General features: G+C 71.4%; 17 protein-coding genes (1 of these 17 running past the window's edge). 8 read left to right on the top strand and 9 right to left on the bottom strand.

Annotation, left to right across the window (positions count from 1 at the left end; all coding sequences use genetic code 11):
* Nucleotides 1-29 precede the first annotated feature (29 nt).
* Nucleotides 30-599: a PadR family transcriptional regulator gene (locus J1M46_RS03580; protein ID WP_206446565.1), complete on the bottom strand. Its 570-nt coding sequence runs from the start codon at nucleotides 597-599 to the stop codon at nucleotides 30-32.
* A gap of 113 nt (nucleotides 600-712) precedes the next feature.
* Here J1M46_RS03580 and treS point away from each other — a divergent pair, with 113 nt between their 5' ends.
* The gene (gene treS, locus J1M46_RS03575) at nucleotides 713-2,935 is read left to right on the top strand and encodes a maltose alpha-D-glucosyltransferase (RefSeq protein ID WP_206446564.1); all 2,223 of its coding nucleotides are present in this window, start codon (nucleotides 713-715) and stop codon (nucleotides 2,933-2,935) included.
* Between the two features lie 28 nt (nucleotides 2,936-2,963).
* Here the strand turns inward: treS and J1M46_RS03570 are convergent, their stop codons facing one another.
* The 3 genes from J1M46_RS03570 to J1M46_RS03560 all read right to left on the bottom strand — a co-directional run bounded on the left by J1M46_RS03570 (nucleotide 2,964) and on the right by J1M46_RS03560 (nucleotide 5,822).
* Entirely contained in the window at nucleotides 2,964-4,445 is a 1,482-nt protein-coding gene (locus tag J1M46_RS03570) for a hypothetical protein (protein ID WP_206446563.1), read from the bottom strand.
* Between the two features lie 400 nt (nucleotides 4,446-4,845).
* Complete coding sequence (locus J1M46_RS03565) at nucleotides 4,846-5,082, bottom strand: type II toxin-antitoxin system Phd/YefM family antitoxin (RefSeq protein WP_206446562.1); 237 nt, start codon at nucleotides 5,080-5,082, stop codon at nucleotides 4,846-4,848.
* A 173-nt stretch (nucleotides 5,083-5,255) separates the two neighbouring features.
* Nucleotides 5,256-5,822 (bottom strand): NADPH-dependent FMN reductase, encoded by a 567-nt coding sequence (locus J1M46_RS03560; RefSeq protein WP_206446561.1) that lies wholly within the window; start codon nucleotides 5,820-5,822, stop codon nucleotides 5,256-5,258.
* Between the two features lie 219 nt (nucleotides 5,823-6,041).
* Between J1M46_RS03560 and J1M46_RS03555 the strand changes: the two genes are divergently transcribed.
* From J1M46_RS03555 to J1M46_RS03540, 4 genes are all read left to right on the top strand, one after another.
* Nucleotides 6,042-6,671, top strand: coding sequence for a class I SAM-dependent methyltransferase (locus J1M46_RS03555; protein WP_206446560.1), 630 nt, complete (start codon nucleotides 6,042-6,044; stop codon nucleotides 6,669-6,671).
* A gap of 127 nt (nucleotides 6,672-6,798) precedes the next feature.
* Nucleotides 6,799-7,959, top strand: a complete 1,161-nt coding sequence (locus tag J1M46_RS03550; RefSeq protein ID WP_206446559.1) for a diaminopropionate ammonia-lyase — start codon at nucleotides 6,799-6,801, stop codon at nucleotides 7,957-7,959.
* 73 nt (nucleotides 7,960-8,032) lie between these two features.
* Nucleotides 8,033-8,686: a hypothetical protein gene (locus tag J1M46_RS03545; protein WP_206446558.1), complete on the top strand. Its 654-nt coding sequence runs from the start codon at nucleotides 8,033-8,035 to the stop codon at nucleotides 8,684-8,686.
* Nucleotides 8,683-9,150 (top strand): hypothetical protein, encoded by a 468-nt coding sequence (locus J1M46_RS03540; protein ID WP_206446557.1) that lies wholly within the window; start codon nucleotides 8,683-8,685, stop codon nucleotides 9,148-9,150. Before J1M46_RS03545 ends, J1M46_RS03540 begins: the two co-directional genes overlap by 4 nt.
* A gap of 2 nt (nucleotides 9,151-9,152) precedes the next feature.
* Here the strand turns inward: J1M46_RS03540 and J1M46_RS03535 are convergent, their stop codons facing one another.
* From J1M46_RS03535 to J1M46_RS03520, 4 genes are all read right to left on the bottom strand, one after another.
* On the bottom strand, nucleotides 9,153-10,004 hold the full coding sequence (locus J1M46_RS03535) for an SDR family NAD(P)-dependent oxidoreductase (protein ID WP_342384257.1): 852 nt from the start codon (nucleotides 10,002-10,004) through the stop codon (nucleotides 9,153-9,155).
* Entirely contained in the window at nucleotides 10,001-11,068 is a 1,068-nt protein-coding gene (locus tag J1M46_RS03530) for a zinc-dependent alcohol dehydrogenase family protein (protein WP_206446556.1), read from the bottom strand. Before J1M46_RS03530 ends, J1M46_RS03535 begins: the two co-directional genes overlap by 4 nt.
* Before the next feature lie 56 nt (nucleotides 11,069-11,124).
* A complete protein-coding gene (locus J1M46_RS03525; RefSeq protein ID WP_206446555.1) occupies nucleotides 11,125-11,811 on the bottom strand; it encodes a hemerythrin domain-containing protein in 687 nt (228 codons plus the stop codon).
* Between the two features lie 432 nt (nucleotides 11,812-12,243).
* Nucleotides 12,244-13,452, bottom strand: coding sequence for an MFS transporter (locus J1M46_RS03520; protein ID WP_206446554.1), 1,209 nt, complete (start codon nucleotides 13,450-13,452; stop codon nucleotides 12,244-12,246).
* 145 nt (nucleotides 13,453-13,597) lie between these two features.
* Here J1M46_RS03520 and J1M46_RS03515 point away from each other — a divergent pair, with 145 nt between their 5' ends.
* Genes J1M46_RS03515 through J1M46_RS03505 form a run of 3 tightly spaced genes read left to right on the top strand, consistent with a single transcriptional unit; the run spans nucleotide 13,598 to nucleotide 15,197 of the window.
* Nucleotides 13,598-14,368 carry a phosphatase PAP2 family protein gene (locus tag J1M46_RS03515; RefSeq protein ID WP_206446553.1) on the top strand — a complete coding sequence of 257 codons (771 nt, stop codon included), beginning with the start codon at nucleotides 13,598-13,600 and terminating at the stop codon, nucleotides 14,366-14,368.
* A gap of 56 nt (nucleotides 14,369-14,424) precedes the next feature.
* Nucleotides 14,425-14,694 (top strand): type II toxin-antitoxin system TacA family antitoxin, encoded by a 270-nt coding sequence (locus J1M46_RS03510; protein WP_206446552.1) that lies wholly within the window; start codon nucleotides 14,425-14,427, stop codon nucleotides 14,692-14,694.
* The gene (locus J1M46_RS03505; RefSeq protein WP_206446551.1) at nucleotides 14,691-15,197 is read left to right on the top strand and encodes a GNAT family N-acetyltransferase; all 507 of its coding nucleotides are present in this window, start codon (nucleotides 14,691-14,693) and stop codon (nucleotides 15,195-15,197) included. The genes J1M46_RS03510 and J1M46_RS03505 overlap by 4 nt, the downstream gene beginning before the upstream one ends.
* 63 nt (nucleotides 15,198-15,260) lie before the next feature.
* Here J1M46_RS03505 and J1M46_RS03500 read toward each other — a convergent pair whose 3' ends face one another.
* Nucleotides 15,261-23,487, bottom strand: partial view of an HYR domain-containing protein gene (locus J1M46_RS03500; RefSeq protein WP_206446550.1) — the end only. Its footprint extends 24,098 nt past the window's final position; only the last 8,227 of its 32,325 coding nucleotides appear in the window; its start codon lies off the right edge, out of view; its stop codon occupies nucleotides 15,261-15,263.

Below are 23,487 nucleotides of genomic sequence, written 5' to 3'. Positions count from 1 at the left end.
TTGATCCCGACGTGCCGGCGGCACCCGGCTCAGTCTTGAGCGAGGATCGAGTAGAGCCTACGACGCGCGTCTTCGAGCACGGTGACCGCCTGCTGCACCTGCTCGGGGCTGCCGGTGCGGCCGACCTGGGCAGCTGCCTGCGCCAGCTCGATGCCGGCCTTCGGCAGCGCCCCGTGACCACCGCCCTCGCGGCCGCTCGAGGCCGTCCACGGCGCGGGGGTCTCGGCAGCGGCATCCGCCTCTGCCCGGCCGCCCTCGGTGAGCGAGTAGGTCTTGCGGCCGCCGGACTCCTCGGCGGTGATGAGCCCCTCGTCGGCGAGCAGCTGCAGCGTCGGGTACACCGAGCCGGGGCTGGGCTTCCAGGCGCCGCCGCTGCGCTCCTCGATCTCGCGGATGATCTGGTAGCCGTGCATGGGCCGCTCTGCCAGCAGCGCGAGCACCGCCGCCCGCACGTCGCCGCGGCTCTTGCGCGGGCCGCCGCGGCTGTCGAATGCGCCGCGCAGCTGCTCCACCGCATCCCAGATGCTGCCGCCCGGTCCGCCGGGCCGGAACCCGCGCTGGCCGCCGGCGAACCCTGCGCCTTGGTATGTCTCGTGCATGATGGCCTCCTCGGCTGCGTCGCATCTCGACGATAGTCAACGATATGTCGCCCAGCGCTGCAGGGGAAGAGGCGAACGGCTCCTCGATCACGCGCGCGTGACAGACTGCAGGCGTGGACGCCCCCGAAGACCCCGGCACGGAGATCTCCTACGACGAGCAGCGCTACCCCGCCAGGCCCAAGCGCCTGCGGCCGCGCGATCAGATCCGCGGCGGCAGCCCGAGACGCTTCTCCACCGACCCGCGCACCGCCAACGCGTCGAACCCCTCGTACGTCGAGTGGCTCGTGCGGCAGTCGATGCTGAAGGACGCCGACGTGCTCAGCCGGCAGCTCTCGGGCCAGCCCTCCATGTGGCGCAATCCCTACGCGCGTCCCGACGCGCGCCGGGCGATCGGCGTGAGCGACGTGTGGTTCACGGCCTACCCCATCTCGCTCATCACCCGCCCCGGCCAGTCGTTCCTCGACGCGCTGGGCGACGAGGCGCTGTGGGAGGCGTTCGAGCGGATCGGCATCGACGGCCTCCACACGGGCCCGGTCAAGCGCGCCGGCGGCATCACCGACTGGCGCGAGACGCCCAGCGTCGACGGGCACTTCGACCGCATCAGCACCCAGATCGATCCGGCCTTCGGCGACGAGGACGCCTTCCGCCGCCTCTCCGACGTCGCGGATGCGCACAACGGCAGCGTCATCGACGACATCGTCCCCGGGCACACGGGCAAGGGCGCCGACTTCCGGCTCGCCGAGATGGCCTTCAAGGACTACCCCGGCATCTACCACATGGTGGAGATCCCGCCGGAGGACTGGCACCTGCTGCCGGAGGTGCCGGCCGATCGCGACGCCGTCAACCTCGATGCCGCGAGCGAGCGCGAGCTGAGCGATCGCGGCTACATCATCGGTGAGCTGCAGCGCGTCATCTTCTACGTGCCCGGGGTCAAGGAGACGAACTGGAGCGCGACCGCCGCGGTGCTGGGCGTCGACGGCGTCGAGCGCCGCTGGGTCTACCTGCACTACTTCAAGCAGGGGCAGCCCTCCATCAACTGGCTCGACCCGACGTTCGCAGGCATGCGGCTCGTGATCGGCGACGCGCTGCACTCGCTCGGCGACCTGGGCACGAGCGCGCTGCGGCTGGACGCGAACGGCTTCCTCGGGGTGGAGAAGGCCGCCGAGGGCCTGCCGGCGTGGTCGGAGGGGCATCCGCTCTCGCATGCCGCGAACCACATCATCGCGGGCATGGTGCGCAAGGTGGGCGGCTTCACCTTCCAGGAGCTCAACCTCACGATCGAGGACATCCGCGACACCAGCGCCGTGGGGGCCGACCTCTCCTACGACTTCGTCAGCCGGCCCGGCTACCACCACGCGCTCGCGACCGGGGAGACCGAGTTCCTGCGACTGACGCTGATGACCTCGCTCGAGCTCGGCGTCGAGCCGGTGGGCCTCGTGCACGGTCTGCAGAACCACGACGAGCTCACCTACGAGCTGGTGCACTGGGCGACGCGGCACCGCGATGACGTCTACCCCTTCCGCCACGCGGAGATCACCGGCGGCGAGCTCGCCGAGCTGATCCGCGCCGAGCTGACCGAGGCGCTGACGGGCACCGCCGACTACAACCGCGCCTTCACGCAGAACGGCATCGCGTGCACGAGCGCGTCGCTGATCGCGGCGACCCAGGGCTACGCGCGGCTCGAGGAGATCACCGAGGCCGCGATCCCGGCGATCCGCGACGCGCACCTGCTGCTGGCGAAGTACAACGCCTGGCAGCCGGGGGTCTTCGCGCTCTCGGGCTGGGATCTCACCGGCATGCTCACGCTGCCGGCCGAGCAGGTGCAGGATCTCATCGCCAGCGGCGACACCCGCTGGATCGAGCGCGGTGCGCACGACCTGCTCGACGCATCCGCCGACATCACCGCATCGGCGGCGGGCATGCCGCGCGGCCGCTCGCTCTACGGCCCGCTCCCCGCGCAGCTCGAGCGGCCGGACTCGTTCGCGAGCGGGCTCGCGGAGGTGCTCTCGATCCGGCGGGAGCACGGCATCGCGACGGCGACGCAGCTCGACGTGCCGCACGTCGCGCACCCCAGCATGCTCGTGCTCGTGCACCGCCTCGACGACGGCGACGCGGAGGCGGTCGACGCCCTGATCCAGGTGACCGTGCTCAACTTCTCGGGCGAGGCGATCGAGGGCACCGTGCACTCGGAGTCGATCCCCTCGCAGCACGACGTGGTCGATGCCGAGAGCGGCGAGCGCGTCGCGCACGTCGACGACCTGCAGAGCTTCAGCGTGAGCCTGCCGGCCTACGGCGGGCTGTTCCTGGCGCTCGAGCCGATCGAGCCGGCGGACTGAGCGCTCGCCGGCTGAGGCCGGGCACGGCTCACTGGTACGAGACGAAGACCGGCGTGGGCTCGATGGCCATGGTCCCGGCTGGGTCGAGCATGGGGCGGTCCTCGTCGATGAAGTTCTTCCAGCCCAGCGCGATGCCGGCGGGCAGGTCGCGCTGCAGTGCGCGCCAGGTCTCGAGCTTCGCGGGCTGCGTGCCGTTGCCGTCGACGTGCAGCACGAGCGCGAGCTCGTCGTGGCCGGTGTCGAGCTGGGCGCGATCGCGGATCATGCGCAGCGTGAACTGGTGCAGCACGACGACCTTCTGCGGCAGCGCGTGCGCGGCGGTCAGCTCGGCGCGCCAGTCCAGCGTCTCGTTGACCTCAGCCGCGTCGACGCTGCCGATCTGCTCGAGATGGCGCTGGCCGGGCTGCAGCCGCCATTCCGGGTCGAGCGCCAGCCCGACGTGCGGCTGCGCGAGCAGCTCCTCGTAGCGCCGCGCCTGCTCCGGGAAGGACGACAGGCCCGGTTGCAGATCGAGCACGACGGTGATGCCCTCCTCACCGGCCCGCTCGACCCACGGCCGCAGCGCATCCACGCTCACCTCGTTCGAGTAGTTGCCGTCGTCGCCTGCAGCGCCCGCGGCGACGGTCGCGATGATCTCGAAGGCCGGCACGACGGTCACGTCGGTGAGCTGCTGGAACTGCGCGGCGCGCTCGCGCGCCCGGGCGACCGCCCAGTCGAGGTCGTGCTCGCCGAGCTCGCCCAGCACGGGCGTGCCCGGGTGCCCGTACAGCGCCACGAACATCCGTGTCGGGAACACGATCTGGCCGCCGCCGGGCAGCTCGACCCCGGTCGCCGCTGCCGCGAAGCGCCGAGCCAGCAGCGCGCTGTCGCCGAAGCCGTCGCCCAGCGCGAGCACGGTGCTGCCTGCGTGCTCGCTCGCGGTCGCGACCGTCTCGCTCGATCGGCGCGGGTCGCCGCCCGGCAGGTCGGCGGTGGTGCCGGATGCGGCGCGCACGACGGTCTCGGCCGCTGCGGTGACGTCGTGGTCGTCCGCAGCCGCGGTGCTGTCAGTGAGCAGCACGACCGGCGGCGCCGGCTGCACCACCTCCACCGCAGGCAGATCCTGCGCGCCCGAGGGCACGGCCGGGTCGAGGTCGATGCGCTCGCTCTGCTCGCTCAGCGCCCCCACGTCGTCGCCTGCGAGTGCCACGATCGTGGTGGCACCGAGCCGCTCGAGCTCAGCGGCGATGCCGGGGCCCGCGACGAGCAGCGGCGCGCCGGCCGCCACCGCGGCCTCGGCGAGGTCGTCGGCGCGTGGGGCGCTCGCCACGAAGACGACGTCGCTCGCCTCGAGCAGCCGCTCGCTCGCCGCGATCGAGGTCGCGGATGCGTCGTCGCCCGGCAGCACGACCGCTGGCTGCACCGCCGCGCGGTAGCTGACCGAGAGGGGCTCCAGCGGAGCACAGGCTCCCGGCGCGAGCGCGACCACGAGGGCGATGACGAGGGCCAGCGCGATGCGCCGCACAGCCACGCGCACCACCTCCCCTCGCACCTCGGGCCCAACCGTACGCTCGGCTCGCCGCTGGGGAGGGAGCACGCTCCGCGCGGGCGCAGACGAATCCGCTCGAGCTGCTCGCTGGGCGACGCGCCGTTCTCAGAGATGAACCGATCGCAGACCCTGCCGAGCGCTGAGCAGTCCGCAACTGTCGCAGATTCTGCGACAGTTGCCCATTGCGGCTGCTACGGGAGCAACGCACACTTCGTGAACTCGTAAGCCATCCTTACGGGTTCGTCGACCGGGGCCGACTTCTGCCTGCATCGCGAACCGACAAGTGATCCTTGTGAGTTCGCGAAGCGACGAGGCGAGGCGCGGCCTCGCGATGCGAACCTGTCGGGATTCCCGACCGGTTCGAGGCTGGCTGTACGAGGATTCAGCCGTCGCCGCTCAGGTCGTCGATCGCCGCGGAGATGTCGGATGCGACACGCTCGTCGGGCGCATCCGTCCCCGCGAGCGCGGCACGCAGGTCGCGCCCCGTGGCACGGCGGGCTGGCCTGATCTCAACGACTTTGCGACCGCCTCGGGTCACGGTGAGTGTCTCGCCCGCCTCGACGGCATCGAGCAGATCCGAGAACTGGCGGGAGGCCTCGGTCGCGCTGATGGTTCGCATGACGCCAGTCAACCTCAAGATCTGGTTCTCAGCAGCGTCGATGCGACGCTGCACCCCGCAACCACCGCGCTCGGCGCGAGCCGACGCATCCGCCCCCGGACACAGCAGAGCGGGCCTCCCCAGGGCAGGCCCGCTCCGGCGTCGAAGGGCTCAGTCCCCGACAGCGGTGTCGATCAGGCGGCGACGAGTGCGCCCTCGCGCACGTGCTCCATCGCCTTGCTCCAGACGACCAGCTGGTCGAGCATCGGGGCGACCGACGCGGCGTGCATCTCGGTGGGCTTGAAGGTCGAGAAGTTCTCGAAGTCGGTGAAGAGCGAGAACATGCCGGCCTTCTGCACGTGGGCGACCTGCAGCTCCGAGAGGATGCCGCGCAGGTGCTCGACGGCGCGCACGCCCATGGCCGAGCCGTAGCCGACGATGCCGGCGGCCTTGTTGTTCCACTCGGCGTTCAGGAACGAGATCGCGTTCGCCAGCGCAGGCACGACCGAGTGGTTGTACTCGCCGGTCACGAACACGAAGCCGTCGAACTCGGCGATCTTCGCGGCCCAGGCCTGCGTGTGCTCCTGGGTCTGCGCGCCGGGCATGGGCTCGTCGAGCAGCGGCAGGTTGAAGTCGGCGATGTCGACCAGCTCGTAGTCAGCGTCGCCGCGCTGCTGCGCCTGCTCCAGCACCCACTGCGAGACGCCCGCGCCGATGCGGTTCGGGCGGATGCTGCCGGTGATGATGGCGATCTTCGTCATGTGTGTCTTCCTCAGGGGTCAAGGGCTGCCGAGCAGCGCCGCATCGATGGGATCCGGATGCCGTGCGCCTGCCGCGATCCGCGGTGCGCCGTGGCATCCACGTCATCCAACCGCTTCAATCTTGAACTATTCCCGCGCGATCAGATTTCGTTCCCCTGCCATCGGCACTCGATCGCGAGGCGCACCACCCGGCATCATGGAGCCGGAAGGGATGAGCGGATGCGCGACCACGACGACCTGACGGCCAGACAGCGCGGGGTGTGGGAGCGCGTCGCGCCCCGCTACGACGACAGCATGGCCCTCTTCGAGCGCACCTGGTTCGGCGGCGGCCGCGAGTGGCTCGGCGCACGCGCGCACGGCCGGGTGCTCGAGGTCGCGATCGGCACGGGCGCCGATCTGCCCCACTACGGGGCGGATGCGGTGGTGACGGGCGTCGACCTCAGCCCCGGCATGCTCGCGGTCGCCCGCGCACGCGCCGCGCAGCTGGGCCGCGAAGTCGAGCTCGTCGAGGGCGACGCGGAGCGGTTGCCGTTCCCCGACGCATCCTTCGACACCGTCGTGTGCGCGCTCGCGCTCTGTAGCATCCCGGATCCGGTGCGAGCGATCGGCGATATGCACCGGGTGCTGGTGCCGGGCGGGCGGCTGCTGCTGCTCGATCACGTCGGCAGCACGTGGCCGCCGCTGCGCTGGGCGCAACGGCTGCTGGAGCAGGTGACGGTGCGCGCCGCCGGCGAGCACTTCACCCGCCGCTCACGACCGCTCGTCGAGCGCGCAGGCTTCGCCATCGAGGAGGCCGTGCGCCGGAAGGCGGGCACCGTCGAGCTGCTGAGCGCACGCAAGCACGGCTGAGCGAGGCGAGATGGCGACGCTGATCGCGGCGGAGCCCGGCAAGTTCTCGCTGCCGGCGGCCCCTGACCTGGCGCATCCGGATGGGCCGGGTTGACCCGGCGCGCGGGCGCCCGGGCATGATGAGGGCATGACAGCAGACGCAGGCACGACGACGGATGCGGCAGGCACCCGCATCTACCGCAACGACGCGGCCCGGCAGTGGCGCTGTGAGCCGGTCGCCGGCATCGCCGGCTTCCACGCGAGCATGCCCGGCTACGCGCCGACGCCGCTCGTCGAGCTGCCGGGGGTCGCGGCCGAGCTCGGCGTCGCGCGCGTGTTCGTGAAGGACGAGTCCTCGCGCATGGGGCTGCCGGCGTTCAAGATGCTGGGCGTCTCCTACGCGATCGTGCGAGCGCTCGGCGAGCACCTCTCCCCCGGCTCCGCGCCGCTGCCGCTCGACGAGCTGCGCGAGCGCCTCGCCGGCGGCGATGTGACCCTGGTGGCGGCGACGGACGGCAACCACGGCCGTGCCGTGGCCCACATGGCACGTCTGGTCGGCATCCGCTCACTGGTCTTCGTGCCGTCGACCGTCACCGCCGAGGCGCAGCGCGCGATCGCGGCCGAGGGCGCGGAGGTGCGCGAGCTGGCGCTGCCGTACGACGACGTGGTGGCTGCGGCGGCAGAGGCGGCGGCCGACCCGGCGATGCTGCACGTGCAGGACACCGCCTGGCCCGGCTACCACGAGGTGCCGCAGTGGATCGTCGACGGCTACCAGACGCTGTGCAGCGAGGCGAGCGGGCAGCTCGACGCGGCGGGGGCCGAGCGCCTCGACCTGGTCGCCGTGCCGGTCGGCGTGGGCTCGCTCGCGCAGGCGGTCGTGCGGCACTTCCGCTCGGAGCCCGGCATCGCCGGCGATCGCCCCGCCACCGTGCTCTCGGTCGAGCCGGAGCTCGCGCCGACGCTGCTCGACTCGCTCGAGGCGGGCTCGCCGCGGCGCGTGGCGACGGGCGAGACGATCATGCTCGGCCTCAACTGCGGCACGCTCTCGGAGATCGCTTGGCCGCTGCTGCGCGACGGGGTGGATGCGGCGGTGACGGTGAGCGAGGATGCCGCGGCGCAGGCGGTGCACGACCTGGCGAGGCTCGGCGTCGACGCCGGCCCGTGCGGCGCCGCCTCGCTCGCGGGCGTGCGCGCACTGCGGGCGGCCGCGGAGGCGGGGTTGACGGAGGCGCTGCCGCCCGACGCGGTGGTGCTGCTGCTGTCGACGGAGGGCCGGGCGGCCAACCCGCTGCCGGAGCGCTACCGGTGAGAGACGCCGAGGCCGGCGCATCGCGCGATGCTACCCTTGGCTGAAGTCTTCTTGATCAGGAAGGATTCAGCCAATGCGCATGTCGACCGCGGACGCCGCCGAACGCCTCGGCATGTCACGGCGCGGTGCGAGCTACGCGATCCGTGACGCGGGCTTCGTCGAAGAGGTCGGCAACGCATCCTTCGTCGACCACCTCGCGGTGCTCATGGTGGCGCGATCCCGCGGTGAGGGCCGGCGATGGGCAGCCGAGACGGCGCTCGCGGCGTTCGACCTGCTGGATCGCGGCACCACCGATCGTCTCCGGCACGACTCACGGTCGCGGTTGCGCAGTCAGCTCAAGACGCAGGATGCGGCAGCGATCGCGCATCGTGCCGAAGGGGTGCTCGGGCGAATCCGCCGAGTCTCGGCACCGCGAGGGACGGCTCGCATCGATGCAGAGGCGGCCGTTGCCGCGATGAGCGGGCTGGATGAGGCTGGCACGCTCGACCTCGGGATCCACGGCGGCCTGGACGGCACCCGCTACCTGCGGACGCCGGGCGGAGAGTCGCGGCAGGATCTCGTGCGGACCGGCCTGGTGGATGACGCCGGCGGCGACATCGTGCTGCTCGCCGGGGCGATCGGGCCGCAGAGCGCCTCGCGCGTGCTGCTCGAGTGCTACTTGCTGGGCGATACGAGGATGATGCGCGCTGCTGCCGACGTCCTCGCGTCGAGGGCGCGCACGCTGTGAACGACCGTGAGCGCTGGCACATCCAGGTGCCCACCACGAGCAGGTTGGGGCCGTGGCCGCTGCTGATCGAAGTGGCGCAGCTGCTCCCACCGGTCTCGTGGACACTCATCGGCGGCATGATGGTGCAGCTGCATGCGCTTAGGGCCGGCGTGCCGCATCCGCGAGCGACGACGGACATCGACGCGCTGATCCACGTCGAGACGGGCGCGATCACGTATGCCTCCGCCGCCAGGATGCTTGCATCGGCTGGCTTCATCGAGCATCGCGCCCTGCATGCCGCCGCCAGAGCGCATCGCTTCACCCGCGGATCCGAGGTCGTCGACGTGCTGGTCGCTGACCACGCGGCGCCCTCGGTGCTGGCACACAGGGCGGTGACGACAGCCGTGAAGGCTCCAGGCGGCACACGCGCGCTGCGCAGCACGGTCGACGTCAGCGAGGCGGACCGCGCGCGGCTCCGCGACTGAGCTCACGAGCTGACCGCGCGCTCGCGCATGGCGATGAGCCCGTTGTAGCCGTCGACGAAACTCGGGTACCGCAGGGCAGGCAGCAGCGTGCGCAGCAGTGCGCCGCTGAGTACCGTGCCGCTGGCCGCCGTGGCCAGCTTCGGGGGCGGCGCGACCTGCAGCCGCCGCGCGATATGCGCCACGACCTCGCCCAGCGGCGCCGGCGCCTCGTCGACGGCATGCACCAGGCGCGGCGGCGCGGCCACCGTCAGCATCGCCTCGAGTGCCCGCACGAGATCGGTCTCGTGGATGCGGTTCGTGCGCTTGGCGTAGTCGACCGTCTGCCCCTCGAGCACGACGCGCAGCAGTCGCTCCCGGCCAGGCCCGTAGATGCCGGCCGGCCGCACGACGTGCGCGTCGAACAGCTCGGTCGCCAACCGCTCGCCCGCGAGCAGCATCTCGGCCCCCGCGCTCGCCGGAGCGGGCACGTCGTCCTCCGTGCGCGGATGCTCGCCCGGCCGCCCTTCGAAGACGCGGGTCGAGGAGACCAGCACCACGCGCTGCGGGATGGCCTGCAGCCCGGCAGCCAGGTTGCGGAGCGCGACGAGATAGCCGTCGGCCCTCTCGGGCGCACCGAGGCTCGGCGTGAGGGTGATCACCATCGCATCCACGGTCGGCAGTTCGCCCACCGGCGGCGCGAGCAGATCGACGGCCAGCGGCGTGAGCGACGGCGGCAGCGCGGCGGTGTCGCGTCGCAGGCCGAACGCCTGCGCGCCGGCGCCCACCAGGCGCTCCCCCAGCCTCGTGCCGACCTTCCCGCAGCCGACCAGCAGCACGCGCCGCCCCGGCCCCGGCGGTGCCTGGATCCCGCTCACGCGTTCGCCCCTTCCACGGGCGCCGCCGAGCGCCGCGGATCGATCATCGTGATGCCCGCCGCCGTCGACCGGTCGTAGACCGGCAGCAGTCGCGCCGCCTCCTCGAGCCCCACCGTGCGCTCGATCAGCCGCTGCGGCTCCAGCACGCCCCGCTCGATGAGCGCGAGCATGCCAGGGTAGTCGCGCGCCGCCATGCCGTGGCTGCCGAGCACGTCGAGCTCCCACGCGATCACGCGCGAGAGCGGCACGCGCGGATGCCCGTCGGCCGGCGGCAGCAGGCCGATCTGCACGTGCCGGCCGCGCCTGCGCAGGCCGAGCACCGCATCCGCCGCCGTCTGCTCGCTGCCGACGGCGTCCACCGAGACGTGGCTGCCGCCGCCCGTGAGCGCCGCGATGGCGGTCGGCACGTCGCTGCCGTCCGCGAGCACCGTGTGCTCGGCGCCCAGCTCGGTCGCGAGGGCGAGGGCGGATGCGTTGCGGTCGATCGCGATCACACGCGCGCCGAGCGCGTGGCCGATCATCACGGCGCTGAGGCCGACGCCGCCAGCACCGATGACCGTCAGCCACTCCCCCGGCTGCGCGCGGGCGCGGCCGACGAGCGCGCGGTAGGCGGTCGCGAAGCGGCAGCCGAGGCTCGCGGCGGTCGCGAAGTCGACACCCTCGGGGATGGCGACGAGATTGGCGTCGGCGGCGTGCAGGGCGACCTGCTCGGCGAAGGATCCCCAGTGGGTGAAGCCGGGCTGCTGCTGCTCGGGGCACACCTGCGCCTCGCCCGCGAGGCACCACACGCAGCGGCCGCAGCCGCACACGAACGGCACCGTCACGCGGTCGCCCACCCGCCAGCGCTCGACGCCCGCGCCGACGGCGGAGACGACGCCGGCGAGCTCGTGCCCCGGCACGTGCGGGAAGGCGATCTCGTCGTGCCCCGCCCAGGCGTGCCAGTCGCTGCCGCACAGGCCCGTCGCCATCACCTCGACGACCACCCCGCCGGCCGGCGGCAGCGGCGCCGGCACCTCCCGCACGGCCGGCGTGCTGCGGACGGAGTCGAGGACGAGCGCGCGCATGGCTCGATCCTGGCAGAGCGCCGCCGCCGTCTGCGGCCGCTCGGTCGGGCGCGAGCTCAGCGGCCCTCGAGCGCCGCCCGGGTCTTCGCGTAGCGGCGAGCGCCGACCGCCCGCCACAGCAGCCGCACGGGCGCGGGCAGGTGCTTGCGCTGCCACGCCTCGCCGCCGTCGGGCTGCGCGCGCAGGATCGCGCCCAGCGAGTTCCAGGTCTGCCCCTTCGGCGTGCTCTTCCTGCCGTGCGCGGCGAACCACTCCACCTCGTCCTCGGTGATCACGGCTTCCATCACCGGCACGATGGTCGCCTCCTCGTCCGGCAGGTGCACGGCGAGCGCCGCGTTCACCCCGTCGAGCGCCTCGACCACCGTCACCCGGTCGGAGTGGAGAGCGGATGCTCGCCATGCAGGCAGCGCCGCGTCCAGCTCGCGCAGGTGCACCAGCATCTGCGCGTGCTGCTCCTGCATGCGCGACACGTGCGCACCGCACGCGGGCGAGCGCTCGCGGAGCGCACCCCACAGCTGCTCGTCCTCGCCCTCGTGGTGCGCGTGCAGGCTCACGGAGAGCAGCGCGAGCTGCGCGGCGACTGCCGCCGCATGCGCGAGGTCGCCGTCGGCGACGCCCCGCACGAGCTCCGGACCCTCGCCGAAGCCGCTCCTGAACATCCGGTGGATCTCTGCCATGCCGCTCGCGTCGCAGCGCTTCTCGGGCGGCGCTGCGTTGCTGGCGGGGAGTGCGGTCGCGGCCATGACCCATCCTTCTCTGACACTGTCTGGATTGGCCAACTGTAGGCCTGCGCTGGCCGGCTGACAATGGCTGGCGCCGACGTGCTGCTGGCTGCCTGCGCGGGCCCCCGTGCCGGACGCATGTCATCGGCCGCCAATAGCGTGCACAGCCATGACGATCCGAGCCGCCGAATGGCATGTGCTGCACCCGCTCGACGGTGCGCCGCTCGCGGTCGTGCGGCTGGTGCAGCTCGGGCCGCGGCGCGAGCCCTACTACCGGGCGGTGACCGCGCAGCCGGATCACTCGCAGCGCCGCCTGCTGGGCTACTGGTCGAGCGTCGAGGAGGCGCACGAGGCCGCGCTCGCGCTGTTCGAGCGCAGCACCGGGCGCTCGCTCGGCGGCGGCGACGGCCGCAGCCGGCGCGGGGTGCCGCCGCAGAAGCCGCCGCCCGGGCCCTACGGGGCCGGTTCGCCCTCGACGGTGTCGCGCAGCCTTGGCGCCCACGCGAGCGCGAGCAGCGCGAGCAGCGTCAGCAGCCCGTACGCACCCACAGCGGTGGGCCCGAAGCCGATCAGGTCGCTCACTCGGCCGACGATCAGCGCGGAGGCCGCGGCGACGGCGTAGGTCACGGCCGCGTACATCGAGGCGAGCGCGCCCTGCCGCGAGCTGGAGGCGCCGAGCGTGAAGGCGACGAGGCCCGCCCGGTAGGCGACGCCTGCGCCGGCCCCGATCAGCGTCAGGCCGGCGACCGCGATGACCGGCAACGCGGCGAACGAGCCTGCCGCGACGGCGGCGGCGCCGACGGCGAGCGTGAGGGCGCCACTCAGCCACGGCGCGACACGCGTGAGGGCCGGGCTGGCGAACTGCAGGATGCCGCTCGCCACCAGCAGCAGCGCGGGGCCGACGGCCTGCACGAGCGGCTGGCCGAGGTCGGCGAAGATCGTGGCGCTGAAGACGACGCTGATGCTGAGAGCGACCCAGGCGATGCTGCCGGTCACGAGCACCGGCAGCGCGCGAGCAGGCAGCCGCAGCCGCTGCCGGCCGCCGAGCTCGATCGAAGCCGTCTGATGCTCGAGGGCGCGCGCGTTGACGCGCCGCCTCGCCCAGAGCACGGCTGCCAGCGCGATGAACAGCACCACGACGAGCACCGCATGGCCGACGAAGACGAGACCGGGCGCATCCGCCCCCACCGTCGAGACGAGCAGCTGCGCAGCCACCACGCCGACCACCGCGCCGGCGATGTTGCCGGTCGAGGTGATCGAGCGGCCTGCCGCACCGATCGTGCCGACCACCAGCGCCGACGCCGCGCCGGTGCCGAGGCCGCCGGCCACGCCCACGAGCACGCGGGCGGTGAGGATCGACCAGGGCTCCGGGTGCAGCGCGAACAGGTCGGAGGCGACCAGCGCGACGAGGCTCGCCAGCAGCAGCGCGGGCGCATGGCGCGCGAAGCGCGGGTTCGCCAGCAGCGCGAGCACCACGACCAGCGCGCCCACGTAGAGCACGAAGGTGAGCGAGAGCACCACGGCGTTCAGGCCGAGCTGCGCGCGGTAGATCGGCAGCAGCGGGTTGATCGCGTTCGAGATCACCAGCTGCATCGCGAACGCCGTCGACACGAGCGCCGTCTGCAGCAGCGCGAGTCGGCGCGAGCGGTGGGCAGCGGGCACAGCGAGTCCTTCGTCTGGCGCGACAGGGCCCGTGCGCGCTCGTGAGCGGTTCCCTCACGGGCGCTGTGCGGGGCGATGCCAATCTACCGTGGGATGATCTCGTGCACGGCCCGCGCATCCCGCGTCGGCACGAAGGGATGGCACGGTGTCGCTAGCCGCGAGGACGCGAGGTGAGCGGCTGCGTCGCTGGCACGAGCGCTTCATCGTCGAGGAGCGCGTGCTCGAGCCGGCGGCTCGCCGCCGCCTCTGGGTCACCGCGGCCGTGCTGATCGTGGTCGGCCTGGCCCTCTTCATCGTGCCGCTGGTGCATGTGCTCACCGGCACCGGCATCGAGCGGCTCGACAAACCGGTCGACGCCTGGTTCGACACCCTGCGCTCGGCCGACGCGACCGCCTTCCACATCGCGATGGCGGTGCTCTTCGGGCCGGTCGCGCTCCCGCTCATCGTGCTCGCGGTGGTGGTGACCTGGGCGATCCTGGCCAAGCATCTCTGGCGACCGCTGCTGCTGGCCGGCGGCATGCTCACCGGCGTGGCGCTCGCGCTCACCATCGCGCCGATCGTGCAGCACCCGCGGCCGCCGGTCGACGACATGCTGTTCGGGCCCGACTACACGTTCTCGTTCCCCTCGGGGCACGTGCTGGGCACCTCCGACTTCTTCCTGATCCTCGCGTTCCTGCTGGCCAGCCGCATCCAGAGGACATGGTTCACGGTGCTCGCGGTGACCGTCGCGGTCGCGGTCGTCGTCCTGCAGGGCGCCGGGCGCATCTACCTCGGCTACCACTACCTCACCGACGTCTCGGCGTCGTTCGCGCTGTCGATGGCGATCCTCGGCTGCGTGATCGCGATCGACACCTGGCGCACGGCGAAGGTGCCGGGCGAGCCGGTCGAGGCCGAGCCGATCCTCCGCGAGGGCTGAGCGGCCATCGCAGCGCCTCGGTTGCCACTGTACGGCACCTGCCGTACAGTGGTCGCATGGCAATCTCGACCGAACGACTGGAGCTCCGCCTTGCACCCGAGGACAAGCGCGACATGGAGCGCGCCGCGGCGCTCGAAGGCGTGAAGGTCGGCGAGTTCGTGCGCCGAGTCGCGCGGCAGGCTGCACGAGAGTCCATCGCCCACCACCACACGACGTTCATGGACGCTGAGTCGTGGGACGCGTTCAGCGCTGCGGTCGACGCGCCGGGCAAGCCGATCGCTGAGCTCCGGGAGCTCTTCGAGCGCGAGTCCGTGCTGGGTCGTTGACCAGGTTCTCGCGTGCGAGGCCGCTGGCGGACTTCGACGAGCCGCCAGAGCTCTCCGCCTTCGACTCGGGGCTGCCCACCGTCGACGCCTGGCTCACCGAGCATGCCGCCGAGGCCGAGGAGCGCGGGTCGGCGCGCACCTTCATCGTCACAGCCGACGATGGCAGCGTGGCTGGCTTCTCCTGCCTCTCGATGACGAGCATCGCGCGAGCGGACGGCCCGAAGAGGCTGCGTGCGAACATGCCCCGGCAGATCCCCGCAGTGCTGATCGGCCGCCTCGCGCGCGATGCGCGTTACACGGGGATGGGCCTCGGCGCGTCGCTCATGCGGGATGCCATGGTCCGCGCCGTCGCGGCGGCCCGCAGCGTCGGTGCGGCAGCCATCCTGGTCGACGCAGACGCGGGTGCCGTGGCCTTCTACACAGCAGTCGGCTTCCGGCCGACGCGTGTGGAGGGACAGCTCTACGTCACGATGGCCGACGTCGAAGCGACGCTGAACGCGTAGCCCGCCTCAGCGCCGCTCAGACCGCTGCGTGGATGCGGTGCCCGGTCGTCGGGTCGAAGGCGATCACGCTCGACGCGCCGACCGCGAAGGCCAGTTGCTCGCCGACGGCGGGCCCAGCGTCGCGGGCTGGGAGACCCGCGAGGAGGGTGGCGGCTCCGTCGGCGCCTCCGTCGGCGCGTCGGACGTCGCGATCGACCCTGCCTTGGTCGGCGCCGTCGCGGTCTCGACCACGATGAGCGTCGTCTCGAACTCGGAGGTGACACTCTCCGAAACGGGGAGGGTGGACACCGTACTGCCACTCCCGAGCACTGCCGCGGGTGACTGGTTCATGGTGTCGGTGATCGTGCCGGTCACGCTCTGCTCTGCGGTGAGCGCATATCCGGCCCCCGTGCCCAGGGTGAGCACGACGGATTCGGGCGACTCCGACTTGCTGTCGCGGACCGGCGTCAAGGACAGCGTCACGGTGGTCACCCCGGCCGCGAGGGTGATCGCAGTCGCTCTGCTGTTCAACGAGCCACCCGTGGCGCTCACGGTGTAGTCCTTGCCGCTGCCGAGGACGGCCGTCCCCGACCAATTCAGCCTGATCGTGATCGTGGTGTCGGTTCTGCCCGTGCGTGTGATGACGAAGGTCAGGGTGTCGGTCGGGTTCTCCGCACCAGCGCCGTCGATCGCGGCGAGGCTCACGGACGCCGTCGTCGGAGCCGGTGCTGTGTCGTTGTCGGCGATGGAGCCCGAGGTCGACGATGGCGAGCCCACGGCGTAGCCGGCGCCGGCACCGATCGCCAGCGTCACCGCCTCGGCTCCCTCCACGAACGTGTCATCCACGACTGTGAGTGTGATCGTCGCCTGCAGCACCCCGGCAGCGAGCGTGAGCGTGCGGCCGTCCGCTGCCAGCGTGCCGCCTGTCACCTGCACCTTGTAATCGACACCGAACGTTGCCGCGCCGCCCCAGTGCATGGCGACACCGAGCGCCCCTGCGCCGTCGCTGCGGGTCACCCGGAACGTCAGGGGGTTCGAGTCGGCCTCGGCCCCCGCAGCATCCAGGACCGTCACGGTGACGACCGGGGGCGAAGCGAGCACGGTCACCAGCTGTGTGCCGCTGGTGGTGTTTCCGAACGCGTCGGTCGCGGTCCAGGTGATGGTGGTGACCCCGACTGGGAAGAGGTTGCCGGCCGGCATGCCGGTTCGGGTCACCACGACGCCGGCGACGTTGTCGGTCGCGGTGGCGGTGCCGATGGTCGCGTCGCTGATGAACAGCGTCGTCGTGCCCGCGGTCGCCGTCCGAGTCACCGGAGGCGGCACAGTCAGCGTCGGCGGAACCGGATCCGCCGAGAAGGTCAGCGGCACGCCGTAGACGACGTGCACCCCGTCGAAGGCGGTCGCGCCCGTCGCTGCCATCAGGCCGAGGTACCCGTCAGCGACGGCTCCTTTGTAGGAGTAGGAGCCGAGCGTCACGCCATTGAGGGTGATGGTCACTGTGGTGCCCAACAGGGTCACGACGAGGCGGTGGTCGACTCCCACGGCGAGGGCGGCGGTGAAGGTGGCGTCGATCACCGTCCTGTTGCGGATTCGGTGGGCGAGCACAACGGTGCCGGAGGTCTGGTCGAGCAGCACCATCTTGTAGTCGCGGTCGCTATAGCCGTCGATGACCAGCCCGCCCGACGCGCCGGGAGCCAGGTTCACCGTCGCGTCGAGCGTCGTGGTCGTGCCACCGATCGCTCGCGCCGGGAGGTCGAGGATGCTCATGGCGGGCGTCGCGTCGCCGGTGCCGCGCAGTGCGCCGCCCGTGACGATCCACGTTCCGGTGCTCGTGTAGCCGTCGGCGACGCCGTCGCTGAAGTCCTCGCTGGTCTCGAACGTGGTCTGCGGTGGGACGGTGCGCACCACGAAGTTGTCGAACACTGTGCGGGAGTTGTCGGTCCCGACGCCGACCAGGCCGGTGTTCAGCGCGCGAGCGGCACCGTCGACCCACCGGGCACCGAACTGGTGGGTGAGCTTCTCGACCCCGTCGAGCGAGACGGTCACGACGATCCCGTTCACCGACACGAGCAGGCTGTAGTAGCGGCCCGGCACGATGTTGCCGACCGCCGCCTGGACATCGACGATCCATCCGGTCGCGTTGCGGTGCCCCATCACGATCTTGTTCGTGGACTGGTCGAGACCCGCGAACCTGAAGTCGGTCGGCGAGTAGTAGTCGAAGATGATGTAGGCGTTCGCTTCCCAGCCCCCGATGGGCTTGGTCACCTTCACGGACGCGCCGATCTCGTAGTACACCGGCAGTGCGTCGTCGACGATGAATGTCGCCGCGGCGTCCTGGCCGAGCGAGGCCACCGAGACGCCCAGGGCTCCGCCGGAGACCTCCCAGATCCCGCTGTCGACGGCGACGGCGCTCAGCCTGCCGTCGTCGAAGGTGGCGCTGCGCAGCACATCGCGCTTGCCGCCGGGGATGTTGCCTGCCTGCGGATCGGCCGGCGCTCCGCTCTGGTCCTGCCAGAGGCCGTGATCCTGCTGGACGATCAGGCCGATCTCGCCGTACGGCTCGCCGTTGCGCTCCGAGTAGTCGGCGTTCCAGTCGAACGCCCGCGTGGCATCAGCGCCCTGCGCCGCCGACAGGGCGTACAGGAACTCGAACAGCGCTGGCGGCACCTGGCGGCTCACCGTCGCGATGCCGAACGGTGCGAACGGCACGATGTAGCTGTTGAACTCGCCCGTCCAGTCGATGAGACGGTCACCGCCGGTGTTGCCTATCAGGATGTCGCGACCCGCCCCGCCGAAGGCGCGGTCCTCGTAGGCGACGTGCGTGTCGGGGGTGTCGTTCAGCCATGTGTCGCCGGTCTGCGTGCAGGTGCCGCTCGGCGTCGAGGCGAGGCATCCCGAGTGCAGGTCGTCGTCGGCCTGCAGCAGGTCGTTGCCCCAACCACCCCAGAGCGTGTCGTGCCCGGTGCCGCCGACGATCCAGTCGTTGCCGAGGTCGCCGAAGAGCACGTCGGCCCCGTCGCTGCGGGCGGGGCCAGTGCCCAGGCACGCGCCGTTGTTCGCGAACGAGATGCAGCCGACCACGACCGGACCCTCTGTGGTCACGTTGTTGAGGAACCACTGGTGCGGGTAGCTCGCGATGTCGGCGCTGCCGGTGCAGGTGTGACCGCTCGGGGAGTAGGAGGTGCAGCTCCACACCTCCGCGGCGGCGTTGAAGAGGATGGCGCGACGCGGCTCGTACTCGTCGTACAGGTCGAACTCGCCCGCGCGACGGGTGCGGTCGTAGTGCCAGCCGTCGATGTCGTCCGGGTTGAAGCGGAGGATGTCGCCCGGGTTGTTGGGGTGGCCGAAGTCGATGCGGATCAGCCCGTCGCGCACGGCGGTGCAGTCGATCGACAGTCCGCCGGTGCACGACTCGACGTAGTTCGGCGCGAACCCGGCGACCAGTGCCTCTGCGCCGGTCATCGCGTCGTCGCCCACGCCGCCGTGGATGGCGTCGTCGCCGAGCCCGCCGAAGAGGATGTCGTCGTAGCCGCCCGCGGGCCGGTAGAGCGGGTCCAGGTCGTTCGGATCGGCGAAGTACGGGGTCAGGTTCACCGTCTTGTTGAGGACGCCGGCGACGTTGATCGTCTCCTCCTGCACGCGGCCCGGGGTGGTGATGACCTCGCCGAGGACGTCGCCCTGGGTGGTGCGGGTGTCGGGGTCGGTCGGTCGCAGTGCCAGGATCCCGTACAACGGCTCGCTGTAGCACGTGGTGCCGTTCGCGGTGCACGGCACTCCCGCCGCCGTCCATCCGGTCGAGGAGTTGCGACTCGTCGAGATGCGGCCGTCGTCGCCGAGGATGCCGTCATCGCCGGTGCCGCCGGAGATCCAGTCATCGCCGTAGCCGCCGATGAGGTCGTCGTCCTGCCCGTCGCCGAAGATGATGTCGTTGCCGGTCATGCCGTAGACGGTGTCGTCGCCGGCCTCGCCGTGTATCTCGTCGCCGGCGCCGCGATCGGTCGCCGCCAGCGCGGCCCGGTACCCCGGTCCGCCGAAGGTGTAGTCGAGCATCTCGACGGCGCGCGGGATGATTCGCAGTCCACCGGCGTCGTTGTCGTAGGCGAAGGTGAGGTAGGCGTTGGGGCTGTGCTGCACGCCGTTCGTGCCGACCAGCCGCAGGATACGCGCGTTGTCACCGGCGATCGTGTCGGCGTCGCGGGCGTGACCGGTCGGGCTCGTGAGGATCGTGCCGTCCCCCGCGACCACGGTATCGCCCGCGGCATCTTGCACGGTGGCCTGCCCGATGTGGTTGCGCGAGATCGCGGTGCCCGCGCCGCCGAACAGCATGTCGGCGCCCGCCGGTCGGCACTCGGCCCCCAGGCAGAACGAGCCGAGGCTGCGCCACTCGACACCTGCGATGAGTCGGATGCCGCCGGCGATGAGTTCGATCGTCACCATCACCGGGTCTGCGATGCCGGCGCCTCCGACCGTCACCTTGTAGGCGCCTGGGGTCAGTCCGAGCGCGGTGCCTGCCAGCGTCAGGACCGAGCCCTGGACGCCGACGACGCGCCACTGGACGACAGCGCCCGCGGCGTCCTTCACCGCAGCAGGCTTGGCGTCCACCGGGAGCGAGAGCACCAGTCGTTGGTCGGCTCCGAGGCCGTACAGGTCGGAGCTGTCGCCGATGATGTCGTCCTGGCCCAGACCACCGAACACGGTGTCGTTCCCACCGCCGCCCTCGATGTAGTCGTCGCCGTCGGTGGCCGCCTCGACCGAGGGGTGCACCTGCAGCGTGTCGGTGACGGTGGCGTCGAGCGGGTCGTCACGCCATGCGCCGATGACGCCCTGAGTGCGCGTCTTCACGACCGGCCAGACGTCGGTGGCCGCGATCGGCAGACCTCCTACGAGCAGGTTGCCCGTGACCGAATCGACCGTGAATCCGGTGATGTCGAGCACCAGTCCGTTGACGTGACCATCACCCTGGATCACATCGTTGCCGAGCTGTCCGTAGATCTCGTCGTCGCCTGCGCCGCCGGCTATGTAGTCGTGGCCCCACAGCTCGGGGTGGTTCGTCTGGATGTCGTCGCTGTGGTCGAGGATGGTCAGCTTGTACTGGCTGCCGCCGTTCGGGTCGTTCTGGGCGGCAGCTGTGACGAGCGCGTGGCCGTCGGTGCCGTCCGTGATGCTGGTGCCGTAGATGAGGGCTCCGAGCAGCGCCCGCATGCGGGGGTCCAGCAGGTCTGCGCGGCGGCAGCAGTCCCCGTTGTCTCCGGCGATGAGGTCGTTGCCAGCACCGCCGTCGATCACGTCGTCGCCGTCGAGTGCGCCGGCGACGTTCGAGCCGCCGATGAGGATGTCGTCGCCACCCTCGCCGTAGAGGATGTCATCGCCCTGTTGGCCCATCACGATGTCGTTGCCCTCGCCGGCGTAGACGAGGTCGTCGCCCGATCCGGCCTCGGAACGGGTGTTCGTCGCGCGGAAGTCGATCGTGCCGCCCTGCTCGATGCACAGGCCATTGCGGGGGTCGTCGGGATCGTATGCGCCGGTCGTGCAGGTGACTCTGCCGTGGTCGCCGAAGATCACGTCGTCGCCACCGAAGCCGTAGATGACGTCGCTCGCGCCGCCGCCGAAGAGGATGTCGCGACCCTCACCGCCGAAGATCGTGTCGCGACCGCCGTCTTCGTCCGCGAACCCGAGCGTCTCGATGATGCAGATCAAGAACTCGTGCACCGCGAAGATCGTCAGGTGCAGGTCGGGCAGCGCAGGGTTGCTCGCCATGCGTGCGTTGTCGCCGAACACGAGGTTCGAGCCCTGCCCGCCTGAGAGCACGTCGTCGCCGGCACCGCCGACAAGGATGTCGTTGCCAGCCCCCGAGGTGATCGTGTCGTGGCCGCCGAGGTGCGTCCACGCGACGAACGACGACACCACGTCGATGTCGTGCGCGTCGTCGGTGTACTCCGACTGGTCATCCAGCAGGTAGTCGACGAACCCGTAGTCGCCGAACAGGATGTTGTTGCCGTCGCGGAGCCGTGCTGTCTCCCCCGCGTTCGCCACGATCGCGTCGTTGCCGCCGCCCCCGAAGACCATGTCGCGGCCGAGTCCGGTGCGGATCGCATCGTCGCCGCCGAACCCGCTGCTCGTCTCGCTGCCGACAGGCACGTACCCTTCGACGAGCGCCAGCACGGGCACCTGATAGTCGTCGCTCGTGCCGTCTCCGTACGCACTCGGGATCGGGCGGTTGGGCACGTTGTCTTCCACGCCGCGCACACGCCCGTGATCGCCGAAGACGATGTTCTGGCCGATGCCCGCATCGATCGTGTCACCACCGGCGCCACCCGCGATGATGTCGTCGTGGATGCCGGCCGAGATCGTGTCGGCGACGCCGAAGCGCTCGTCGATCGACTCGACGAGATGCAGGATCGTGATGCTCGGCGTGCCCTCGATGTACAGCATGCGGCCGTGGTCGCCGAAGATCACGCCGGGCTGGTCGCCGCCGCGGATCTCATCGGCGCCGTTGCCGCCGAAGAGCCGGTCGCGCCCGCCGTCACCCGTGATGAGGTCGTCGCCTCCATCTGCCGGGCGAGTGCTCGCGATCTCTCGGACGCGACCCGCCGTCTCGATCTTCTGCAGCCGCACGGGGTTGACGTAGCCATACGCGGGCGCCACTCCCACGGTGGCCGACGCGATGTCTTGGCGCACGGTGCCGTAGTCGCCGAAGACGATGTCGTCGTATTCGTCGGCCGCGCTCGCAGTCGAGCCGAGCGCGTCGCCGTGCAGGCGGTCGTCTCCCGCGGCCAGGTCGTCGCGGTTCACCCAGGCGCTCGTGTTCACCCACGGGATGCTCAGCTCCCGGAGGACGACGTCGACGTTGACGCCGTTGTCGCCGTAGATCTGGTCGGAGCCGCGCCCACCCGAGATGCTGTCGTCGCCCGATCCGCCGACGAGATAGTCGGGTGCCGCGCTGCCGATGATCGTGTCATCGCCCGCTCCGCCGTAGGCCGTGAACCCCACACTCGGAAGGGTGCCTGCGACCAGCCCCGCGAACAGCGCGCTCGCGTCGATGACGTCGTTGCCGGCGCGGGTGTAGGGATTGCCCACCGGGAAGAGGAAGCGCGCGTCGCCGCCGCCGATCTCGGCCGGGTACGGCTTGCTGCCGAAGCTGCGCACGGAGTGCAGGCTCGGGTCGCCGCTGTACCAGATGCCGTCCTGCGACGTGTCGCCGTACACGACGAGCGGCGAGTCAGGCCCAGCGCCGCCGGTGATGATGATCATGTCGCCGCCGACCACGCCCGAGGGGAGGAACCAGTTGCCGCCGCCATGCACCGTCGTGATGCCACCGTGCACTGCGGTCTGACCCAGCGTGCCGTCGGCGTTGCGGTCGGGGCCGCGCAGCAGCGTGCCGCTGATCGTCACGCGATCGTTGCCTTCGCCGAGGAGGATGTTCAGCACTTCGATCGTGCTGAGGGCGGCATCCTGGTCGTACGTGCCGGTGATGGGGTCGTAGACGATGGTTCCGAAGCTGATGCCCGCCGGGAAGACCCGCGGCTCACCGAAGGGCATCGACTCGCCGTCGCCGAGCAGTGCGCCGAGGTCGAGGGGCACGGCGTTCATGCCCAGGCCGGTGAGCGTGGTCGACGTGAGCTCGCCCACGAGGTCGGCTTGGCTCGAGTCGGCGAAGACGTTGAGCACGTCGATCTGCTGCGCCTCGGGAGGCTGCGGGGCGATCGCGAAGAGCGGCCCGTTGCCCTCGCCGGGCAGCAGCAGCGCAGGGCGCAGGGAGCGGTCGGCCGCGGTCGTGCCACCCTCGACGGCGAGCGGGCCGCGGATGCCGCCCAGCAGGTGCGGCTGCTTCGCGAACGTCTTCAGGTTCTCGCTGCCCGGAGGAAGGACGTAGTACTCGTCGGCGACGAGGTTCACCGTCACCGGCAGGTACCAGTCGTCCGGCGTGAAGACGACGGTGGCGGCCCACTGGCGCACGGTCACGGTGCCGGGAACGCTCGTCGGCCTACCGGCGGCGGTGAGCCGGAGCAGGTCGAGCAGGCCGCTCGTGCTGCCGCTGATCAGCTGCACCTTGTACAGCGCCGCATCCGCGCCGATCGTGAGGAGCTGACCTTCGAAGAAGCCCGCGTCGAGCCAGCTGCCCCCGTCGAGGCGTCGCAGCGTGCCGGTCGCGACGTCGTAGGCGATGTCGCCCGAGAACTGCGCGCCGACAGCCTGATAGGTGACGCGGCCGCCGGCGACGATGTCGGTCTGCCCATCCGACTCGAGTGCGACGGTGACGGGCGCATCGGGGCGCCCGGTGAGCCGGATGTCGTACGAGTCGCCCTGCGCA

Origin of the sequence: Agrococcus sp. KRD186 (genome assembly GCF_017168255.1) — a bacterium.
Classification (GTDB): Bacteria; Actinomycetota; Actinomycetes; order Actinomycetales; family Microbacteriaceae; genus Agrococcus.
Note: the sequence above shows the minus strand (reverse complement) of the source record. Positions and strands in the feature narration are given on the sequence as shown.